The organism is Nocardioides marmotae (genome assembly GCF_013177455.1).
Lineage (GTDB): Bacteria > Actinomycetota > Actinomycetes > Propionibacteriales > Nocardioidaceae > Nocardioides > Nocardioides marmotae.
Window position 1 is genome coordinate 677,624 of the sequence record NZ_CP053660.1, and the last position, 15,771, is coordinate 693,394.

At 72.0% G+C, this 15,771-nt stretch carries 16 protein-coding genes; 14 read left to right on the plus strand and 2 right to left on the minus strand.

Annotation, left to right across the window (positions count from 1 at the left end; translation table 11 throughout):
- Positions 1-27 precede the first annotated feature (27 nt).
- From HPC71_RS03220 to HPC71_RS03260, 9 genes are all read left to right on the plus strand, one after another.
- Entirely contained in the window at positions 28-1,251 is a 1,224-nt protein-coding gene (locus HPC71_RS03220) for a cytochrome P450 (protein ID WP_154613623.1), read from the plus strand.
- A complete protein-coding gene (locus HPC71_RS03225) occupies positions 1,248-2,321 on the plus strand; it encodes a maleylacetate reductase (RefSeq protein WP_154613624.1) in 1,074 nt (357 codons plus the stop codon). Before HPC71_RS03220 ends, HPC71_RS03225 begins: the two co-directional genes overlap by 4 nt.
- Complete coding sequence (locus HPC71_RS03230) at positions 2,321-3,211, plus strand: dioxygenase family protein (RefSeq protein WP_154613625.1); 891 nt, start codon at positions 2,321-2,323, stop codon at positions 3,209-3,211. Before HPC71_RS03225 ends, HPC71_RS03230 begins: the two co-directional genes overlap by 1 nt.
- Positions 3,208-4,353: a flavin reductase family protein gene (locus HPC71_RS03235; RefSeq protein WP_154613626.1), complete on the plus strand. Its 1,146-nt coding sequence runs from the start codon at positions 3,208-3,210 to the stop codon at positions 4,351-4,353. The genes HPC71_RS03230 and HPC71_RS03235 overlap by 4 nt, the downstream gene beginning before the upstream one ends.
- Before the next feature lie 80 nt (positions 4,354-4,433).
- Positions 4,434-5,606 (plus strand): acyl-CoA dehydrogenase family protein, encoded by a 1,173-nt coding sequence (locus tag HPC71_RS03240; protein WP_154613627.1) that lies wholly within the window; start codon positions 4,434-4,436, stop codon positions 5,604-5,606.
- A complete protein-coding gene (locus HPC71_RS03245) occupies positions 5,519-6,622 on the plus strand; it encodes an acyl-CoA dehydrogenase family protein (RefSeq protein ID WP_326832936.1) in 1,104 nt (367 codons plus the stop codon). The genes HPC71_RS03240 and HPC71_RS03245 overlap by 88 nt, the downstream gene beginning before the upstream one ends.
- A 64-nt stretch (positions 6,623-6,686) precedes the next feature.
- Positions 6,687-7,013 carry a ferredoxin gene (fdxA, locus tag HPC71_RS03250; protein ID WP_154613629.1) on the plus strand — a complete coding sequence of 109 codons (327 nt, stop codon included), beginning with the start codon at positions 6,687-6,689 and terminating at the stop codon, positions 7,011-7,013.
- Positions 7,014-7,036: 23 nt separating this feature from the next.
- Complete coding sequence (locus HPC71_RS03255) at positions 7,037-7,843, plus strand: IclR family transcriptional regulator domain-containing protein (RefSeq protein ID WP_171896083.1); 807 nt, start codon at positions 7,037-7,039, stop codon at positions 7,841-7,843.
- Positions 7,844-7,925: 82 nt separating this feature from the next.
- Positions 7,926-8,729 (plus strand): IclR family transcriptional regulator domain-containing protein, encoded by an 804-nt coding sequence (locus HPC71_RS03260; RefSeq protein WP_171896085.1) that lies wholly within the window; start codon positions 7,926-7,928, stop codon positions 8,727-8,729.
- Here HPC71_RS03260 and HPC71_RS03265 read toward each other — a convergent pair.
- Together HPC71_RS03265 and HPC71_RS03270 are read right to left on the minus strand one after the other, a co-directional pair.
- Positions 8,726-9,529, minus strand: a complete 804-nt coding sequence (locus HPC71_RS03265; protein ID WP_154613631.1) for an enoyl-CoA hydratase/isomerase family protein — start codon at positions 9,527-9,529, stop codon at positions 8,726-8,728. The genes HPC71_RS03260 and HPC71_RS03265 overlap by 4 nt on opposite strands.
- Positions 9,530-9,606: 77 nt before the next feature.
- Positions 9,607-10,842 carry an MFS transporter gene (locus tag HPC71_RS03270; RefSeq protein WP_230083994.1) on the minus strand — a complete coding sequence of 412 codons (1,236 nt, stop codon included), beginning with the start codon at positions 10,840-10,842 and terminating at the stop codon, positions 9,607-9,609.
- A gap of 152 nt (positions 10,843-10,994) precedes the next feature.
- On the opposite strand from HPC71_RS03270, the gene HPC71_RS03275 reads away from it, so the two are divergent.
- The 5 genes from HPC71_RS03275 to HPC71_RS03295 are packed head-to-tail and all read left to right on the plus strand — an operon-like array spanning position 10,995 to position 15,755.
- Positions 10,995-12,158: a CaiB/BaiF CoA transferase family protein gene (locus HPC71_RS03275; protein ID WP_171896087.1), complete on the plus strand. Its 1,164-nt coding sequence runs from the start codon at positions 10,995-10,997 to the stop codon at positions 12,156-12,158.
- A gap of 41 nt (positions 12,159-12,199) precedes the next feature.
- Positions 12,200-13,060, plus strand: a complete 861-nt coding sequence (locus tag HPC71_RS03280) for an alpha/beta fold hydrolase (protein WP_154613634.1) — start codon at positions 12,200-12,202, stop codon at positions 13,058-13,060.
- A 4-nt stretch (positions 13,061-13,064) separates the two neighbouring features.
- Positions 13,065-13,817, plus strand: coding sequence for an SDR family NAD(P)-dependent oxidoreductase (locus tag HPC71_RS03285; protein ID WP_154613635.1), 753 nt, complete (start codon positions 13,065-13,067; stop codon positions 13,815-13,817).
- Between the two features lie 4 nt (positions 13,818-13,821).
- Complete coding sequence (locus HPC71_RS03290) at positions 13,822-15,156, plus strand: aromatic ring-hydroxylating oxygenase subunit alpha (RefSeq protein WP_154613636.1); 1,335 nt, start codon at positions 13,822-13,824, stop codon at positions 15,154-15,156.
- Positions 15,153-15,755, plus strand: coding sequence for an aromatic-ring-hydroxylating dioxygenase subunit beta (locus HPC71_RS03295; protein ID WP_171896089.1), 603 nt, complete (start codon positions 15,153-15,155; stop codon positions 15,753-15,755). The genes HPC71_RS03290 and HPC71_RS03295 overlap by 4 nt, the downstream gene beginning before the upstream one ends.
- The last annotated feature ends 16 nt before the right edge of the window (positions 15,756-15,771 follow it).

The window sequence follows — 15,771 nt, forward strand, 5'->3', positions numbered from 1 at the left end:
ATCGAGGCTCCGTGCAGAGAGGACACCATGAGCACCCGTGAGCAGGCCCACGACCAGGCGGTCGACTGGGCTCCTGACCACCCCGACCTGTTGGCGGACGTCTACGGACGCCTCGACGAGCAGCTCCGGCGCTGCCCCGTGCCGGCGGCGGAGTCACCCCGTGGTGACCACTACTACTCCGCGCTCCGCTTCGACGACGTCGTCAAGGTCGTCACCGACAAGTCCTCCTTCAGCAGCGGCGCCAACGTGCTGCGCGAGGACCTGCGCCGGATCCCCGTCGAGCTGGACCCGCCCGAGCACACCGTGATGCGTCGCCTGCTCCAGCCCTACTTCGTGCCGAAGCGGATGGAGTCGCTGCGCCCCCGGATCGCGGGCTTCGCGCGCGAGCTGGTCGACGACCTCCTCCGCGGGGTCGAGCCGGGCGGCCGGGGCGTCGTCGAGTACGTCGACGGCTTCGCGTCGCCGTACCCCACCCGGGTGCTCTGCGCCACCCTCAACCTTCCCGACGAGGACTGGGGCCGGCTCAAGGAGTGGTCGCTCGCAGTGTCCTCGCAGGGCGACGGAGACGGCCGCGGTCCGGACTTCGCCACCGCCAACGAGGCGCTCAAGGAGTACGCGCGCGCCATCATCGCCGAGCGCCGGGTCCGCCCGCTGCCGGTGGAGGAGGACATGGCCAGCGGGTTGCTCGCGGCCCGTCCCCACGGCGAGCCGTTGAGCGAGGAGCAGATGGTCGGGGTGCTGCGGCTGATGTTCTCCGCCGGTCACCTCACCACCACCATCGCCCTGGGCATCATCACCCGGCACCTCGCCGAGCATCCCGAGCACCAGGACCGGCTCCGGGCCGACCCGGCGTTCGTCGACCACGCGATCGAGGAGATCCTCCGCCACTCCTCGCCGGTGGTGGCCAACGCCAATCCGCGCACCGTCGTCCAGCCCGTCTCGCTGGGTGGGCGCGAGCTGCAGCCCGGCGACCGGGTGCTGCCGGTCTGGGGCGCCGCCAACCGGGACGAGAGCCGGTTCGAGCGCCCCACCGAGGTCGACCTCGACCGGCCGGCGGGCCGGACCATGGTCTACGGGCACGGCATCCACCTGTGCCTCGGCGCCCCGGTGGCCCGCTTCGAGCTCGCCGAGGCCACCCGCGTGCTGCTGGGCGCCACCACCCGGTTCGAGGTCGCCGGCCAGGTCGACGAGGGGGACTGGTGGCGCCAACGCGGCCCCACCCGGTTGCCGCTGGAGGTGGCGCGGGCATGAGCACCGGGACGAGGTTCACCTACGACGCCCTGCCGGGGCGCATCCTGTTCGGCGAAGGCCTCGCCGGGACCGTGCTCGCTGACGAGCTGGACCGGCTCGGCTGCCGCCGGGTGCTCGCGTTCGCGGGCGAGGGCGAGCGCGACATCGCCGACCGGTTGCTGCCGCCGCTCGGCGAACGCGTGGTCGGGGTCTTCGACGGGGTCCGCATGCACGTTCCTGCGGAGGTGGCCGAGGCCGCCACGGCCCGGGCGCGGGAGCTCGAGGTGGACGGGCTGCTCTGCATCGGGGGCGGCTCGACCACGGGCACGGCCAAGACCGTGGCCCGCGAGACGGGCCTGCCGATCCTCGCCGTCCCGACCACCTACGCCGGCTCCGAGGTGACCCCCGTGTGGGGGCTCACCACGGCGGCGCGCAAGGAGACCGGGCGGGACCTCCGGGTCCTGCCCCGCACCGTGGTCTACGACCCCCAGCTCACCTGGTCGTTGCCGTCGGCGCTCGCCGTGGCCTCCGGCCTCAACGCGATGGCGCACTCGGTCGAGGCGCTGTGGACCGAGGCGGCGAACCCGGTGACCACCAGCCTGGCCATCGAGTCCGTGCGCGCGCTGGCCACCGGTCTGCGGGCCATCGCCGCCGACGAGGGCGACCGCGACGCCCGGACCGCGCTGACCTACGGCGCCTACCTGGCCGGCTCGTGCTTCGCCGTGGCGGGCTCCGGCTTGCACCACAAGATCTGCCACGCCCTGGGCGGTGCCTTCGACCTGCCGCACGCCGAGACCCACGCGACCGTGCTGCCGCACGTGCTGGCCTTCAACGCCCCGACCCTCGGCCCGGTCGCCCAGCGGCTGGCCGAGGCGATCGGGTGCGACGACGCCGCGGTCGGCCTGAGCCACCTGGCCCGCGAGGTGGGCGCGCCCCAGCGCCTGACCGACGTCGGGATGCGGCCCGACGACCTCGACGAGGCGGTCGACGTGATCGCCGCCAAGCTGCCCATCCACAACCCGCGGCCGGTGGACCGGGGCGACATCGCCTCGATCCTCGCCGCGGCCCTGCACGGGACGGAGACCTGCTGATGACCACCACCGATGTCCACTCGACCCACCAGGAGCGCGAGCGGGAGGTCACCGAGAAGGTGCTCGCCAGCTTCGCCGACACCCCCGACCCGCGGCTGCGCGAGGTGATGGGCTCGCTGGTCGAGCACCTGCACGCGTTCGTCCGCGACGTACGCCTCACCGAGGCCGAGTGGGAGCGGGCGATCGGCTTCCTCAAGGCGGTCGGTGACATCACCGACGAGAACCGGCAGGAGTTCATCCTGCTCTCCGACGTGCTCGGCGCCTCGATGTTGACCGTCGCGGTCAACGCCCCCGACGAGCCGAGCGCCACGGAGGCCACGGTCTTCGGCCCGTTCTTCGTCGAGGACGCCCCGCTGGTCGAGCGCGGGGGAGACATCGCCAACGGCGCGACCGGGGTGCCCTGCTACGTGGAGGGGACCGTGCGCGACGTGCACGGCCGGCCCGTGCCCGGGGCGCGCATCGAGGTCTGGGAGTGCGACGACGAGGGCTTCTACGACGTCCAGCACGACGACGACCGGCGCTACGGCCGGGCCCACCTGTTCTCGGGAGAGGACGGCGCCTACGACTTCTGGTGCGTCGAGCCGGTGCCCTACCCGATCCCGCACGACGGCCCGGTGGGCGAGCTGCTCGCGGCCACCGGCCGCTCGCCGATGCGGGCGCCCCACCTGCACTTCATGGTCAGCGCCCCCGGCCACCACACCTTGATCACCCACATCTTCGTCGCCGGCGGCGAGCACCTCGACGACGACGCCGTCTTCGGTGTCAAGGAGAGCCTGATCCTCGACTTCGACCGCCAGCCCGCCGGCTCCGCACCGCGCGGTCGCGAGGTCGGCGAGCCGTGGAGCCGCACGCGCTTCGACATCGTGCTCGCCGAGGAGGCCCGGGCATGACCGCGGTCGACCCCGTCCGGTTCCGCGAGACCCTCGGGCACTACCCGACCGGCGTCGTGGTGGTGACCTGCATCGATGACGCGGGCGAGCCCCAGGGCATGGTGATCGGTTCGTTCACCTCGGTCTCCCTCGACCCGCCGCTGGTGGCGTACTTCCCCAGCAAGACCTCGCGCACTTACCAGCGGGTGCGCACCGGGAGCTCGTTCTGCGTCAACGTGCTCGGGGCCGACCAGGAGGACGTCTGCCGCCTCTTCGCCACCGGCGCTCCGGACAAGTTCGACCGGGCCGCATGGCGTCCCGCGCCGTCCGGCGCACCGATCCTGGACGGTGCGGTGGCCTGGATCGACTGCGCCCCCCACGCGATCCAGGACGGCGGTGACCACGACATCGTGCTCGGCCGGGTGACCGACCTCGATGTCGAGAGCGCCGCCAACCCCCTGCTGTTCTTCCAGGGCGGCTACGGCCGCTTCAGCCACCGACCGCTGGTGGCGGTCAACGAGGACGTCTACTGCGCCATCCGCGCGGCCGAGCGCGGTCGCGAGCACCTGCAGGGTCTCGCCGAGGAGCTCGGCGCGGAGGTCAACGTCATCGCCTCGCACGGCGAGGAGATGGTCTACGTCGCCACCGCGGTCTGTCCCGGGGTGCGCTCGCGCACCGTGCTGGGCGCCCCGTTCCCGATCCTGCCCCCGCTGGGGGAGGTCCACGTCTCGGGGTGGCCGGAGGACCGGATCGCCGAGTGGGTGGCGAAGGCGCCGGGTGACGACGACGCGCGGGCCCGCCAGCTGGCGCGGGTGCGTCAGGCGCAGGAGCGTGGCTGGACGGCGTCGTTGGCCGGTGGTCGTCCGGAGGGGGAGCTGCGGGAGGCGCTGCGGCTCTGGTCCGACCCCGACCTGACGCCGGCGCAGCACCGCGAGGTGACCGAGCGGATCGCTCGCGCCACCGACTACTACCAGCCCTTCGAGCCCGTCGACGGCGAGATCTACGACCTGCACTCCCTGCTCGTCGCCGTGCCGGGCCCCGAGGGGCGCGTCGACCTCGTCGTGCGGGTCGGGCAGCTGCGTCACGGCGTGGACGCCGCGACGGTCCGGGGATGGGTGAGCCGGGCGAAGCAGACCGCACGCCGCCTGGCCGGATCGGAATGAACATATGGCGCACACTTGTGCGACTAGTGAACGAAAGCGTAGGCTGATGGCGTTGCCCATCCCGACGACCAGGAGTGACGATGCGGTTCTGTGAGACCGAGGCCGAGGCGGCGTTCCGTGCCGAGGCCCGAGCCTGGCTGGCCGAGAACGTGCCCGCCGAGAGCCGCCCGCACGACGGCGCCGAGGCGCGGGCCTACGACCTCGAGTGGCAGCGCCGGCAGTACGAGGGTGGCTGGGCCGGCATCAACTGGCCCGTCGAGTACGGCGGCCGGGCCCTGCCCCTCGAGCTGCAGACCGTGTGGATCGAGGAGTGCGTCCGCGCTCGCGCGCCCGGACCGGGATGCCTGATCGGCGGCCTCAACCACGCCATGCCGACGCTCATGCAGTACGGCACCCAGGAGCAGAAGGACCGCCACATCGCCAAGGTGCTCACCGGCGAGGAGGTGTGGTGCCAGGGGTTCTCCGAGCCCGAGGCCGGCTCGGACCTCGCCGGCATCCGCACCCGCGGCGTGGTCGACGGTGACCACCTGGTCGTCACGGGCCAGAAGATCTGGACCAGCTACGGCGACCTCGCCGACTACCAGGAGCTGCTGGTCCGCACCAACCCCGACGCCCCGAAGCACAAGGGCATCAGCTGGGTCATCTGCGACATGCGCAGCCCGGGGATCGAGGTCCGCCCGATCCGGCTGATGGCCGGCGACAACCACTTCGCCGAGGTGTTCTACGACGAGGTCCGCATCCCGCTGGAGAACGTCGTGGGCGGCCTCGACAACGGCTGGAAGGTCGCGATGGCGACCCTGTCGTTCGAGCGGGGCACCGCCTTCATGGCCGAGCAGATGAAGCTGGCCCGGGTCGCCCAGGAGCTGGTCGAGCTCGCCAAGGAGCTGCCGTCCCCCAGCGGACGCGGTCGCGCCATCGACGACGGCGAGATCCGCGCGCAGCTCGGGCGCGCCGTCGTGGGGGCCCGCACGCTCGACGCGATGACCCACCAGCTGGTCTCCAAGGCCGGGGCCGAGGCACTCCAGGGCGCCGAGGCGTCCCTGGTGCGCATCCAGTTCTCCAACGTGGCCCAGCAGGTGCACCGGCTCGCGCAGCGGCTGCGCGGCGCCGACTTCCTCCTCGACGACAGCGAGGTCGGCGAGCACTCCTGGACCTACAACTACCTGTGGAGCTTCCAGACCTCGATCGGCGGGGGCACGCGCGAGATCCAGCACAACATCGTCGGCGACCGTCACCTCATGCTGCCGCGCTGACGCGGCCCCACCAAGAACGGCAGGAACCCATGTTCGATCTGGTACCGGACGAGCTCCAGCGCTCCGTCATCGACTCCGCCCGGGAGGTGGCCGAGGCGACCCTGAAGGAGGGGTCGGCGCCCTGGGCCCCGATCGCCGACTCCGGCCTGCTCGGCCTCGGCGTGGCCGAGGAGGCCGGCGGCGTCGGCTCGGGTGCCGCCGAGGAGATGCTGGCGCTCGTCGAGCTGGGGGCCGCGCTGGTGGACCCCACGGTCCTCGCGTCGATGCTGGCCGCTCACCTGCTGGCCGCCGAGCCCACCCTGGAGGCGACCGCGGACCTCACGCTCGCCGACGTCCTCGGCGGGTCGCGGCGCATCGCGCTCGCCGACCCGTGGCACTGGGGTTTCGATGACCGGGGCTTCGACGGCGCCGCCACGAGCTACCGCGTCGTGCTGCCCCTCGGGGGGAGCGCGCCCGAGCTGGCCGTCGCGGTGACGCCCGACGGCGTGGCGTTGCTGCGACTGGACGACGTCGAGGTGCAGCGCGGTTTCGACCGCACCGCGCCGGTCGGCCGGGCCACCGGCACCCTGCTCGGCGAGCCGGACCGGGCCCTGCTCGACCGGGCGCTCCTGCTGCGCGGCGCGCTGCAGGTGGGCCTGACCCGGCGGGTGCTGGAGATCTCGCGCGAGCACGCCACGACCCGGCACCAGTTCGGCAAGCCGATCGGGTCCTTCCAGGCCGTCAAGCACCACCTGGCGGGGATCGCCGTCCAGCTCGACGCCTCCCAGGCGCTGGTCGCCCAGGCCGCCGTGCTGGTCGATGCCGATCGGTCCGACCCCGTGGTGGCGCGGAGCGCCGCCGTGGTCGCGGGCCGCTGCGCCGTGGACTCGTGCCGGACCGCGATCCAGGTGCACGGCGGCATCGGCGTCACCGACGAGAGCGACCTGCACGTCTTCCTGCGCCGTGCCCACCTGTGGGAGCAGGTCCTCGGCAGTCCGGACCATCACGAGGAGTGGGTCGTGCGGCACGTCTCCTGACGTGCGCTGACCCCGCGGCCGGATCCGCAACCCACCCGACTCACGACCAGAAGGCAGAAGACCCATGGCTTACGTGATCGCCGAGCCCTGCATCGACGTCAAGGACCGCGCCTGCATCGAGGACTGCCCCGTGGATGCGATCTACGAGGGGCCTCGGGGCACCTACATCAGCCCCCTGGAGTGCATCGACTGCGGCGCGTGCGCCGAGGCGTGCCCGGCTGGAGCCGTGTTCTTCGTCGGCGACCTCCCGGCGAAGTGGAAGGACTGGACGGCGGCCAACGCGGAGTTCTTCGAGATCAACGGCATCGAGGCGGCCGGCGGCTACGAGAAGGTGGGGCCGCAGGAGCGCGACCACGCCATCGTCGAGGCCTACGTCGCGGCCGAGGCCTGACCGCGACCTCGACGAGGCGCGTCGTGACCCAGGCGCCGGCAGCCGTTCCGATCGAGGAGGGCGACCGCGACTTCGTGCAGTCGGTGGCCAAGGGGCTGCTGGTGCTCCGCGCGTTCTCCGCCGACCGCCCGAGCCTGACGGTGGCCGACCTGGCCCGGGAGACCGGGCTCAGCCGGGCCGCGGTGCGGCGCATCGTGCTCACCCTGCAGGCCCTCGGCTACCTCGGTGCCCAGGGCCGCCGGCTCGCCCTGCGCCCCCGGGTGCTGGACCTGGGGTACGCCCTCATGTCGTCGGCCGGACTGTCGGGGCTGGTGCAGTCGCACCTCGACGTTCTCGAGGCCGAGGTCCGTGAGCACTGCTCGGCCGGGATCTTCGTCGACGGTGAGGTCGTCTACATCGCACGGGCGCAGTCACGTCGCGTGCTCTCCGTCGTCACCGACGTGGGCGCGAGGTTGCCGGCGGCGTCGACGGCGATCGGGCGGGTGCTGCTGAGCGGGCTGGACGACGCGGAGATCCGCGAGCACGTCGCCCGCCGACCGCCCACGGCCCACACCCACCTGTCCATCACCGACCCCGAGCGGGTGCTGGAGGAGGTGCGGACGGCCCGGCTGAACGGCTTCGCGCTCGCCAGCGAGGAGCTCGAGCTCGGCTATCGAGCGGTCGCCGTGCCGCTGCACGGAGCGGACGGCTCGATCCTCGCCGCGGTCAACGTGCGCATGCACGTGGGGCGGGTCTCCCTCGAGGAGGCCCTGCGCGACGTCGTGCCTCGACTGCGCCTCGCGGCCGGACGGGTGGAGCGCGACCTGGCGCTCCATCCCCTGCCGTTCTGACTCCCGGAGGCCGGCGTACCACCACGCGCACGAAGCGCCGTTCGCGAGCCGCACACCTGTGCGGCTGTTAGGTTCGGCTCCTGTGAGCGATCCTCTCTCAGACCCGTCCGAGCCGGGCGACCGCGACTTCATCCAGTCGATCGCCAAGGGCTTGCTCGTGCTGCGGTCGTTCTCGGCGGAGCGCCCGACCTTCACCCTGGCCGAGATGGCGCGGGAGACCGGGCTCAGCCGCGCCGCGGTGCGTCGAGTGCTGCTGACGTTGCAGTCGCTCGGCTACGTCGAGGTGCGCGGACGTCAGTACGCCCCTCTCCCCAAGGTCCTCGATCTCGGCTACGCGTTCGTGTCCTCGGCAGGGCTCAACGGGCTCATCCAGGCCCACCTCGAGAGGTTGAACGAGGAGATCGACGAGGCGTGCTCGGCCGGCGTGCTCGACGACGGCCAGGTCGTCTACGTGGCCCGGGCCCAGACTCGCCGGCTGTTGTCGGCCGTCATGGGTGTCGGTGCTCGGCTCAACGCCGCGTCGACGGCGATCGGGCGAGTGCTGTTGTCGGGGCTCGACGACGAGGAGGTACGTCGCCACCTGCGCGAGCACCCTGCCGAGGCGCAGACCTCGATGTCGATCACCGAGCCCGAGCGGCTGCTCGAGGAGGTCCGGCGGGCACGGCTGAGGGGTTACGCGATCGCCGACGAGGAGCTGGAGATCGGCTTCCGGGCCGCTGCGGTGCCGCTGCGCCGGTCGGACGGCTCGATCGTGGCAGCCATCAACGTCGGCATGCACGTGTCCCGCGTGAGCCTCGAGGAGGCTCGGGCCGAGATCGTGCCGAAGATGCTCGCCGTCGCGGACGCCATCGAGCGCGACCTGGCGATGCACCCGATGCCGTTCTAGACGCCCTGGTCGGGGAGCGTGGACCAGACCGGGTCGCGCTTCTCGCGGAACGCCCGCGGTCCCTCGGCGGCGTCGGGGTGGCCGTGCTGGCGACGGACGAGCTCCCAGGCCAGGTCGTAGCTGGTGGCGTAGAGGTTGCGCTCGAAGGTGCGCAGCGAGCGCCGGGTGAGCCGGACGGCCTCGGGGGAGTTCCTCGCGATGGTCGCCGCCAGCTCGAGGCCCCGGTCGAGCAGGTGCTCGGGGGCCACGACCTCGGAGACCAGCCCGGCGGCGAGCGCCTGCTCGGCGTCCAGCGGCTCGTGCTTCCCGAGCAGCGCCATGCGGGTGAGCGTGGCCCACTGCATCTTGGGGTGCAGCAGCAGGGGGCCGACGCCGCTGACCCGTCCGACGCTGACGTGCGGGTCGAGGAAGCGAGCGGTGGTCGAGGCGACAGCGATGTCGGCGTCCGCGACGAAGTGCAGCCCGCCGCCGGCTGCGACGCCGTTGACCACGGTGATCACCGGGACGTCGACGACCGGGCCGGGCAGGAACGAGAGCTCGTCCGCCGCGGTCTCGATCTCCAGCGCCCCGCCCAGCACCGAGGTGTCGGCGCCGGAGCAGAAGCCCTTGCCGGCACCGGTGACGACGACGCACCGCACCTGGCGGGTGCCCTTCACCGCGCGCCACAGGTCGCGCAGGTCGTCCATGACGGCGTGGGTCAGTGCATTGAGCACCTGGGGCCGGTTGAGCGTGACGACCAAGGTGGTGCCGTCGAGGCTGGCCAGGACGTCTCCGTCGCGGCGTTCGAGTGCTGCGGTCATGGGATCTCCAAGCGTGTGTTCGTCCGGCGCGGGACAGCGCGCCGCGGGCCATCGGTGACGGGGTGGTCGTGCGGGGGTCAGGTGGTGTCCTGCGGGTCGTCCAGCCGAGCCAGGCCGATGCGCGCCGGCAGGAGGTGGAGCACCGCGGCGACCACGATGAGGAGCGCGCCGGCCGTGGCGATGGTGACGCGCGGGCCCACGGCGTCGGCGACGGCGCCCTGCACCGCGGAGCCCACGCTCGCCGCGACCATGAACGTCATCAGCTTCAGCGCCAGCACCCGTCCGCGCATGTTCTCCGCGACGATCATCTGGGCGGCCGTCTGGTTGCTGTTGCTCGCGGAGAAGAAGCCGGCTCCGGCCACCACGAGCGCCACCAGGGCGAGTCCGAAGCTGGGGCTCAGGCCGAAGCAGAGCACCGCGCCGCCGTAGACCGGCAGGCCGAACCGCATCACGGTGCCGCGGGGCAGGAAGCGCTCCCATCCGGCGAGCACCGGGCCCATGGCGACGGCGCCGAGGCCCAGGGCGACGTTGAGCGCGCCCATGCCGGTGCTGCCGACGTCCCAGGCCTCCTCCGCCATCACGATCGTGAACGTGAGCACCGGGTAACCCAGGAGCCCGATCAGCGTGGAGCAGATCAGGGTCAGCCGCAACGCCGGGTGCCGCAGCACGTAGCCACCCGCGCCGACCAGGCCGCGCAACGCGGTGACGCGGTGCTCGAGGCGTACGCCGCGGGTGTCGGCGCGCATCACGAGCAGGCCCACCAGCACCGCGACGAACGTGAGGGCGTTGACGAGGAAGGCGGCCCAGGCGCCGGCGACGGCCAGCACGACGCCCGCCGTGGCGGGTCCGACCGCCTTGGCCACGTTGATCTGCATCGAGTTGAGGGTCACCGCGCTGCGGAGGTCCTCTCGCGGCACCAGCCGGTTGACCAGCGACTGCCAGCTCGGCTGGGTCAACCCGTTCAGCAGGCCGACCAGCACCACCAGGCAGAGCACGGCCCACGGCTCGCGGATGCCGTACAACCAGTTGAGGCACTGCAGGAGGGCCACCAGCGCCATCAGTGACTGCGTGACCACCAGGACGCGCCGGGGGTCGTTGCTGTCCGCCAGCGCGCCCCCGGCGGGGCTCGCGAGCACCATCGGGATGGAGAGCGCTGCGGTCGCCAGCCCCACCCACAGGGCGCTGCCGGTGAGCTGGAAGAGCACCCACGGCACGGCGAGGTTCTGCAGCCACGTGCCCGAGCTCGAGGCGATGGACGCGCTCCAGAAGATCGCGAAGTCGCGGTGCCGCAGCGCACGGAACGCGTGGCGCATACCAGGCACAGATGCCGTCTCGTCGGCTGACGTCAGGCGGGGAGGCGTCTCGGGCGGGGTCGGCACGGGCCAAGCCTAGAGAAAGGTTGCGCTCTGCGCACGCTCGTGCGAATATCGGGCAACCGTTCGACCATCTCCAGGAGCGCCTCACCATGACTGCCCCGCTCTCGCCCGCCGGTCCGCTCTCGGGCGTCCGCGTGCTCGACCTGTCCCGGATGATCGCTGCGCCCTTCGCCGCGATGTCCCTCGGCGAGCTCGGTGCGGACGTCGTCAAGGTCGAGCGCGCGGGCGCCGGCGACGACACCCGCTTCTTCGGCCCGTTCGACGAGTCGGGTGAGAGCCCGTACTTCTGGGCCTACAACCGCAACAAGGCCGGCATCGCCCTGGACCTCTCCAGTGACGAGGGCCGCCAGGTGGTGCGCCGGCTCGCGCTGGAGTGGGCCGACGTGGTCATCGAGAACTTCAAGGGCGGCACCCTGGAACGTTGGGGCCTGGGCCTGGACGACCTGCGCGCCGAGAAGCCGAGCCTGGTCACGGCGTCGGTCCGCGGCTACCCGCTCGGCGACGACCGTCCGGGCTACGACTTCATCCTCCAGGCCGGAGCGGGCCTGATGTCGATCACCGGCGAGCCCGACGGCGACCCGGTCCGCGTCGGCCTGCCGGTCGTCGACCTGTTCGCCGGTCACTACCTCACGAGCGGCATCCTGGCCGCGCTGCTCGAGCGCGCGCGCTCCGGCCGGGGCCAGCACGTCTCGGTCTCCCTCTACGAGGCCCAGGTCTCGATGCTCGCCCACGCCGGCCTGCACTACCTCGCGCTGGGCCACCAGACCCCGCGGGTGGGCAACGGCAACTCCTCGGCCGGCCCCTACGACGTCTATCCGACCAAGACCGACCCGGTGGCGGTCTGCTGCGGCTCGCAGCACCAGTTCACCGGCTTCTGCCGCGAGCTGGGCCGCGAGGACCTGCTCGAGGACCCGCGTTTCGGCTCGAACAGCGCCCGGGTCGCGCACAAGTCCGACCTCGACGCGATCGTGGTCGCGGAGTTCGCCGCCCTCCCGGCAGAGGCGGTGCTCGCCAAGCTCGAGGCCGCCGGCGTGCCCAGCGGTCCGGTGCGGACGCTGCCGGAGGTCTTCGACGACGAGCCGGCCACCCAGCCCATGAAGCACGTGCTTCCCACCGACGGCGGCGGCCAGCAACCGGCGATCGGCCTGCCGTGGGTGTTCAGCGACACCCCGGTCGGCCCGCGCTCCGCCGCGCCCCGGCTGGGCCAGCAGAGCGAGGAGATCCTCGCCCTGCTCACCGACGGCGCGGTCTGAGCCGCGACGACGGCACACCCGAGAGACGAAAGGCACCACCGATGACCAACACCGCCTCCCTCGAGGCCGACTACTTCGGCCTGGAGTCACGGTGGCTGGAGACGGCCCCCGGCGAGAACACCCACTACCACGACCTCGGCGACGGGGTGCCGGTCGTGTTCCTGCACGGCTCCGGCGCCGGCGTCTCCGCCGCGGCCAACTGGTGGCTCAACCTGCCCACGCTGGCCAAGGGCGTCCGCACCATCGCGATCGACCTGATCGGCTTCGGCCAGACCCAGGTGCCCGACGACGTGCAGTACGGCATCCGCGAGTGGGGCGACCACGTGCTGCGGGTGCTCGACGGTCTCGGCCTGGAGAAGGCCTGGCTGGTGGGCAACTCGCTCGGCGGCTGGGTCGCGATGCAGCTGGCCATCGACCACCCCGAGCGCGTGGAGGGGGTGGTCTCGATGGGCACCGGTGGTGCGCCTCGCAAGACCGCTGCCCTCAGCAGCCACGCCAAGCCCGACGTCACCCCTGCGGGGATCCGCGCGGTGCTCGAGGACTTCGTCGTCGACCCGACGCTGGTCACCGACCAGCTGGTCGACGCCCGCTACAACGCCGCGCTCGTGCCGAACGCCCCCGAGCGCTTCGCCTCGGTGATCGCGGCCCGCGAGCGCGACCGGAGCGACATGCCGCTCACCGACGCGGACCTCTCGGCCCTGCCCATGCCGGTGCTGCTCATCCACGGTCGCGAGGACAGCGTGATCCCGCCCGAGCGCAGCTGGCGGCTGGCCGGGCTGATCCCGGACGTCGAGCTGCACCTGTTCGCGAACTGCGGGCACTGGAGCCAGGTCGAGTGCGCCGACCGGTTCAACACCGTCGTCGGTGACTACCTCGCCGCCCGCACGTCGTCCGGCGCCTGAGCCGATGACCGACGGCGGGACGGCGCAGCGGGTCGCGCTGGTGGTCGGCGGCCACCGGGGGATCGGTGGCGCCACCGCCGCGCGGCTGCGGGACGAGGGCCTCCGGGTCGTCGTCCTGGACGCCCTCAGCACCGGCGAGGACGACGACGCCCTCCGGGTCGACCTGACCGACGCCGAGACCACCCGCCACGCCGTGCGCGGGGTCGGCGAGCGGTTCGGCCGGATCGACGTGCTCGTGCTCGCCGCGGGCGTCAAGGTGCCCGGCACGGCCGGTTCGCTCAGCCTCGAGGAGTGGGACCGGACCTTCGCGGTCAACGTGCGTCCGCTGTTCGTCTGTGTCGAGGCGGCTCTCCCCTTCCTCCGCCGCGGTGTGGAGGCGTCGGTCGTCACCGTCGCCTCCGCCTCCGCGCACGCCGAGAAGGGGGCGCTGGCCTACTCCGCGTCCAAGGGTGCGGTGCTGTCCTTCACCCGGTCCTTGGCCCTGGACCTGCTGGAGGAGGGCATCCGCGTCAACGCGGTGCTTCCGGGGTTCACCGCCACCGACATGGCCCGCTCACTGCCCGAGGAGCTGCTGGAGCGCAAGCGCCGCGACAACGTCGCCGGCCGACTCGGCACCGCCGAGGACGTCGCCGCCGCCATCTGCTTCCTCGTCTCCGCCGACGCCCCCACCGTCAGCGGCACCGTCCTCGACGTGGGGCACGTCCAGGGCGCGTTCGTCGACGCCCGCTCACTCTCCGCACCACCCAGCGAAAGGTAGGACCATGGTTGCCCAGGCACCCGAGCCCGTCGTCGCTCCGGGGGTCCCGTACGTCAGTGCGGTCGACCCCGGGATCTATGTCGACCCCGCAGTCTTCGCCGAGGAGAAGAAGAACATCTTCTCCCGGACCTGGATCTTCCTCGGGCACACCAGCGAGGTGCCGCGCAAGGGCAGCTTCGTGACCCGGCGGCTGCTCGACGACAACATCATCATCGTCCGCGGCAAGGACCTCCAGGTCCGGGCGTTCTACAACGTGTGCCGCCACCGCGGCATGCAGGTCTGCCGAGCCGACGACGGGGAGACCAAGCGCTTCACCTGCCCCTACCACGGCTGGCTGTACGACATCGACGGCAAGCTGACCTCGCTGCCGCTGGAGAAGCCGTACTTCGGCGAGGAAGGCCTCGACCGGCCCAACCTCGGCCTGAAGCCGCTCGAGCGCTTCGCCGAGTACAAGGGCCTGCTGTTCGGGTCGATCTCGGCCGAGGGCGAGAGCCTGGAGGAGTTCCTGGGCGACTTCGCCTGGTACCTCGACATCTACCTCGACCGGTACCCCGGCGGCATGGAGGTGATCGGTGAGCCGCAGCGCTGGCGCGTGCCCTGCAACTGGAAGATCCCCTCGGAGAACCTGATGGGCGACACCTACCACGTGCAGTACACCCACCGGAGCGTCGCGGAGATCGGTCTGCACCCCAACAAGCCGCAGGACTTCGGTGCCAGCGGCAAGCGGAACGGCGTGCACATCGACGCCGGCCGCGGCACGACCGGCCTGACGCGGCAGACCCCCCAGGGCCGCGGCTACCCCGACGAGATGGTCGAGGTCTTCAAGCAGCACATGCCCGAGGGCCCGCGCGACCTGATCTTTGGCGAGGGCAACGACTACTGGCCCTCGCGCGCCCACCTGTGGCCCAACTTCTCGATGCTCGGTGCGGGCGCCCAGGTGGCGGAGGACGACCTCGTCCCCTACCTGTTCATCCGCACGTGGGTGCCGATCGACCACGAGACCACCGAGATCTGGTCGTGGGTGCTGGTGGAGAAGGAGGCGCCGGCGGAGTTCAAGGAGAAGTCCATGCGCGCCTACACCCTCACCTTCGGCCCCGCGGGCACCGAGGAGGTCGACGACGCGGAGAACTTCGCCTCGATGATGCGCGTGATGAAGGGCGCCGGCGGCCGTCGGATCAACCAGATCCTGGAGATGGGCACGCCCGAGCAGATGGACGACTACGTGATCCGGGACTGGCCCGGCCCGGGCACCGCGATCAGCACGTCGTACTCCGACGCCGGCAACCGGCGCTTCCACCACCTGTGGAACACCGCGATGGGTCGCGAGGAGGCCAAGTGAGCACCGAGTCCGTGAGCACCGAGTCCGTGAGCACCGAGAACGTGAGCACCGAGAACGTGAGCACCGAGTACGTGAGCGGCGTCCAGATCCCGGCCACCACCCTGGAGCAGGTCCTGCTCGAGCACGAGGTGACCGCGTTCCTCGTGACCGAGTCGAACCTCATCGACGCCGGCGACCTGGACAGCTGGGTCACCCTGATGGCCGACGACATCCGCTACGTGATGCCCGTGCGCAGCACCCGCTACAGCCGTCTGTCGGAGGAGTTCTCCACGACCTCCTTCATCTACGACGACGACCTCTACGGGCTCAAGATGCGCGTGGCGCGGCTGCACACGCGGTTCGCCTGGGCAGAGGACCCGGCGTCGCGCAACCGCCACTTCGTCAGCAACATCACCGCCAGCGAGGTCGGTGGCCTGATCCGGTCCACCTCCAACGTGATGCTGGTGCGCTCCCGCCTCGACGACCCGGTGAGCGAGACGCTGACCGGGGAGCGCCGCGACGTGCTGCGCCGGACCCCGGACGGGCTGCGCCTGGTGCGTCGCGAGATCTACATGGACCAGACGGTCATGCAGCTCTCGGCCGTGACCACCTTCATCTGATCGACCTCCCGCTGAT

What these genes read in the sequence shown, in the direction of transcription:
- HPC71_RS03220 (WP_154613623.1), top strand. Translation starts at nt 28, where the DNA reads ATGAGCACCCGTGAGCAGGCCCACGACCAGGCGGTCGACTGGGCTCCT.
- HPC71_RS03225 (WP_154613624.1), top strand. Translation starts at nt 1,248, where the DNA reads ATGAGCACCGGGACGAGGTTCACCTACGACGCCCTGCCGGGGCGCATC.
- HPC71_RS03230 (WP_154613625.1), top strand. Translation starts at nt 2,321, where the DNA reads ATGACCACCACCGATGTCCACTCGACCCACCAGGAGCGCGAGCGGGAG.
- HPC71_RS03235 (WP_154613626.1), top strand. Translation starts at nt 3,208, where the DNA reads ATGACCGCGGTCGACCCCGTCCGGTTCCGCGAGACCCTCGGGCACTAC.
- HPC71_RS03240 (WP_154613627.1), top strand. Translation starts at nt 4,434, where the DNA reads ATGCGGTTCTGTGAGACCGAGGCCGAGGCGGCGTTCCGTGCCGAGGCC.
- fdxA (WP_154613629.1), top strand. Translation starts at nt 6,687, where the DNA reads ATGGCTTACGTGATCGCCGAGCCCTGCATCGACGTCAAGGACCGCGCC.
- HPC71_RS03265 (WP_154613631.1), bottom strand. Translation starts at nt 9,529, where the DNA reads ATGACCGCAGCACTCGAACGCCGCGACGGAGACGTCCTGGCCAGCCTC.
- HPC71_RS03270 (WP_230083994.1), bottom strand. Translation starts at nt 10,842, where the DNA reads ATGCGCCACGCGTTCCGTGCGCTGCGGCACCGCGACTTCGCGATCTTC.
- HPC71_RS03275 (WP_171896087.1), top strand. Translation starts at nt 10,995, where the DNA reads ATGACTGCCCCGCTCTCGCCCGCCGGTCCGCTCTCGGGCGTCCGCGTG.
- HPC71_RS03280 (WP_154613634.1), top strand. Translation starts at nt 12,200, where the DNA reads ATGACCAACACCGCCTCCCTCGAGGCCGACTACTTCGGCCTGGAGTCA.
- HPC71_RS03285 (WP_154613635.1), top strand. Translation starts at nt 13,065, where the DNA reads ATGACCGACGGCGGGACGGCGCAGCGGGTCGCGCTGGTGGTCGGCGGC.
- HPC71_RS03290 (WP_154613636.1), top strand. Translation starts at nt 13,822, where the DNA reads ATGGTTGCCCAGGCACCCGAGCCCGTCGTCGCTCCGGGGGTCCCGTAC.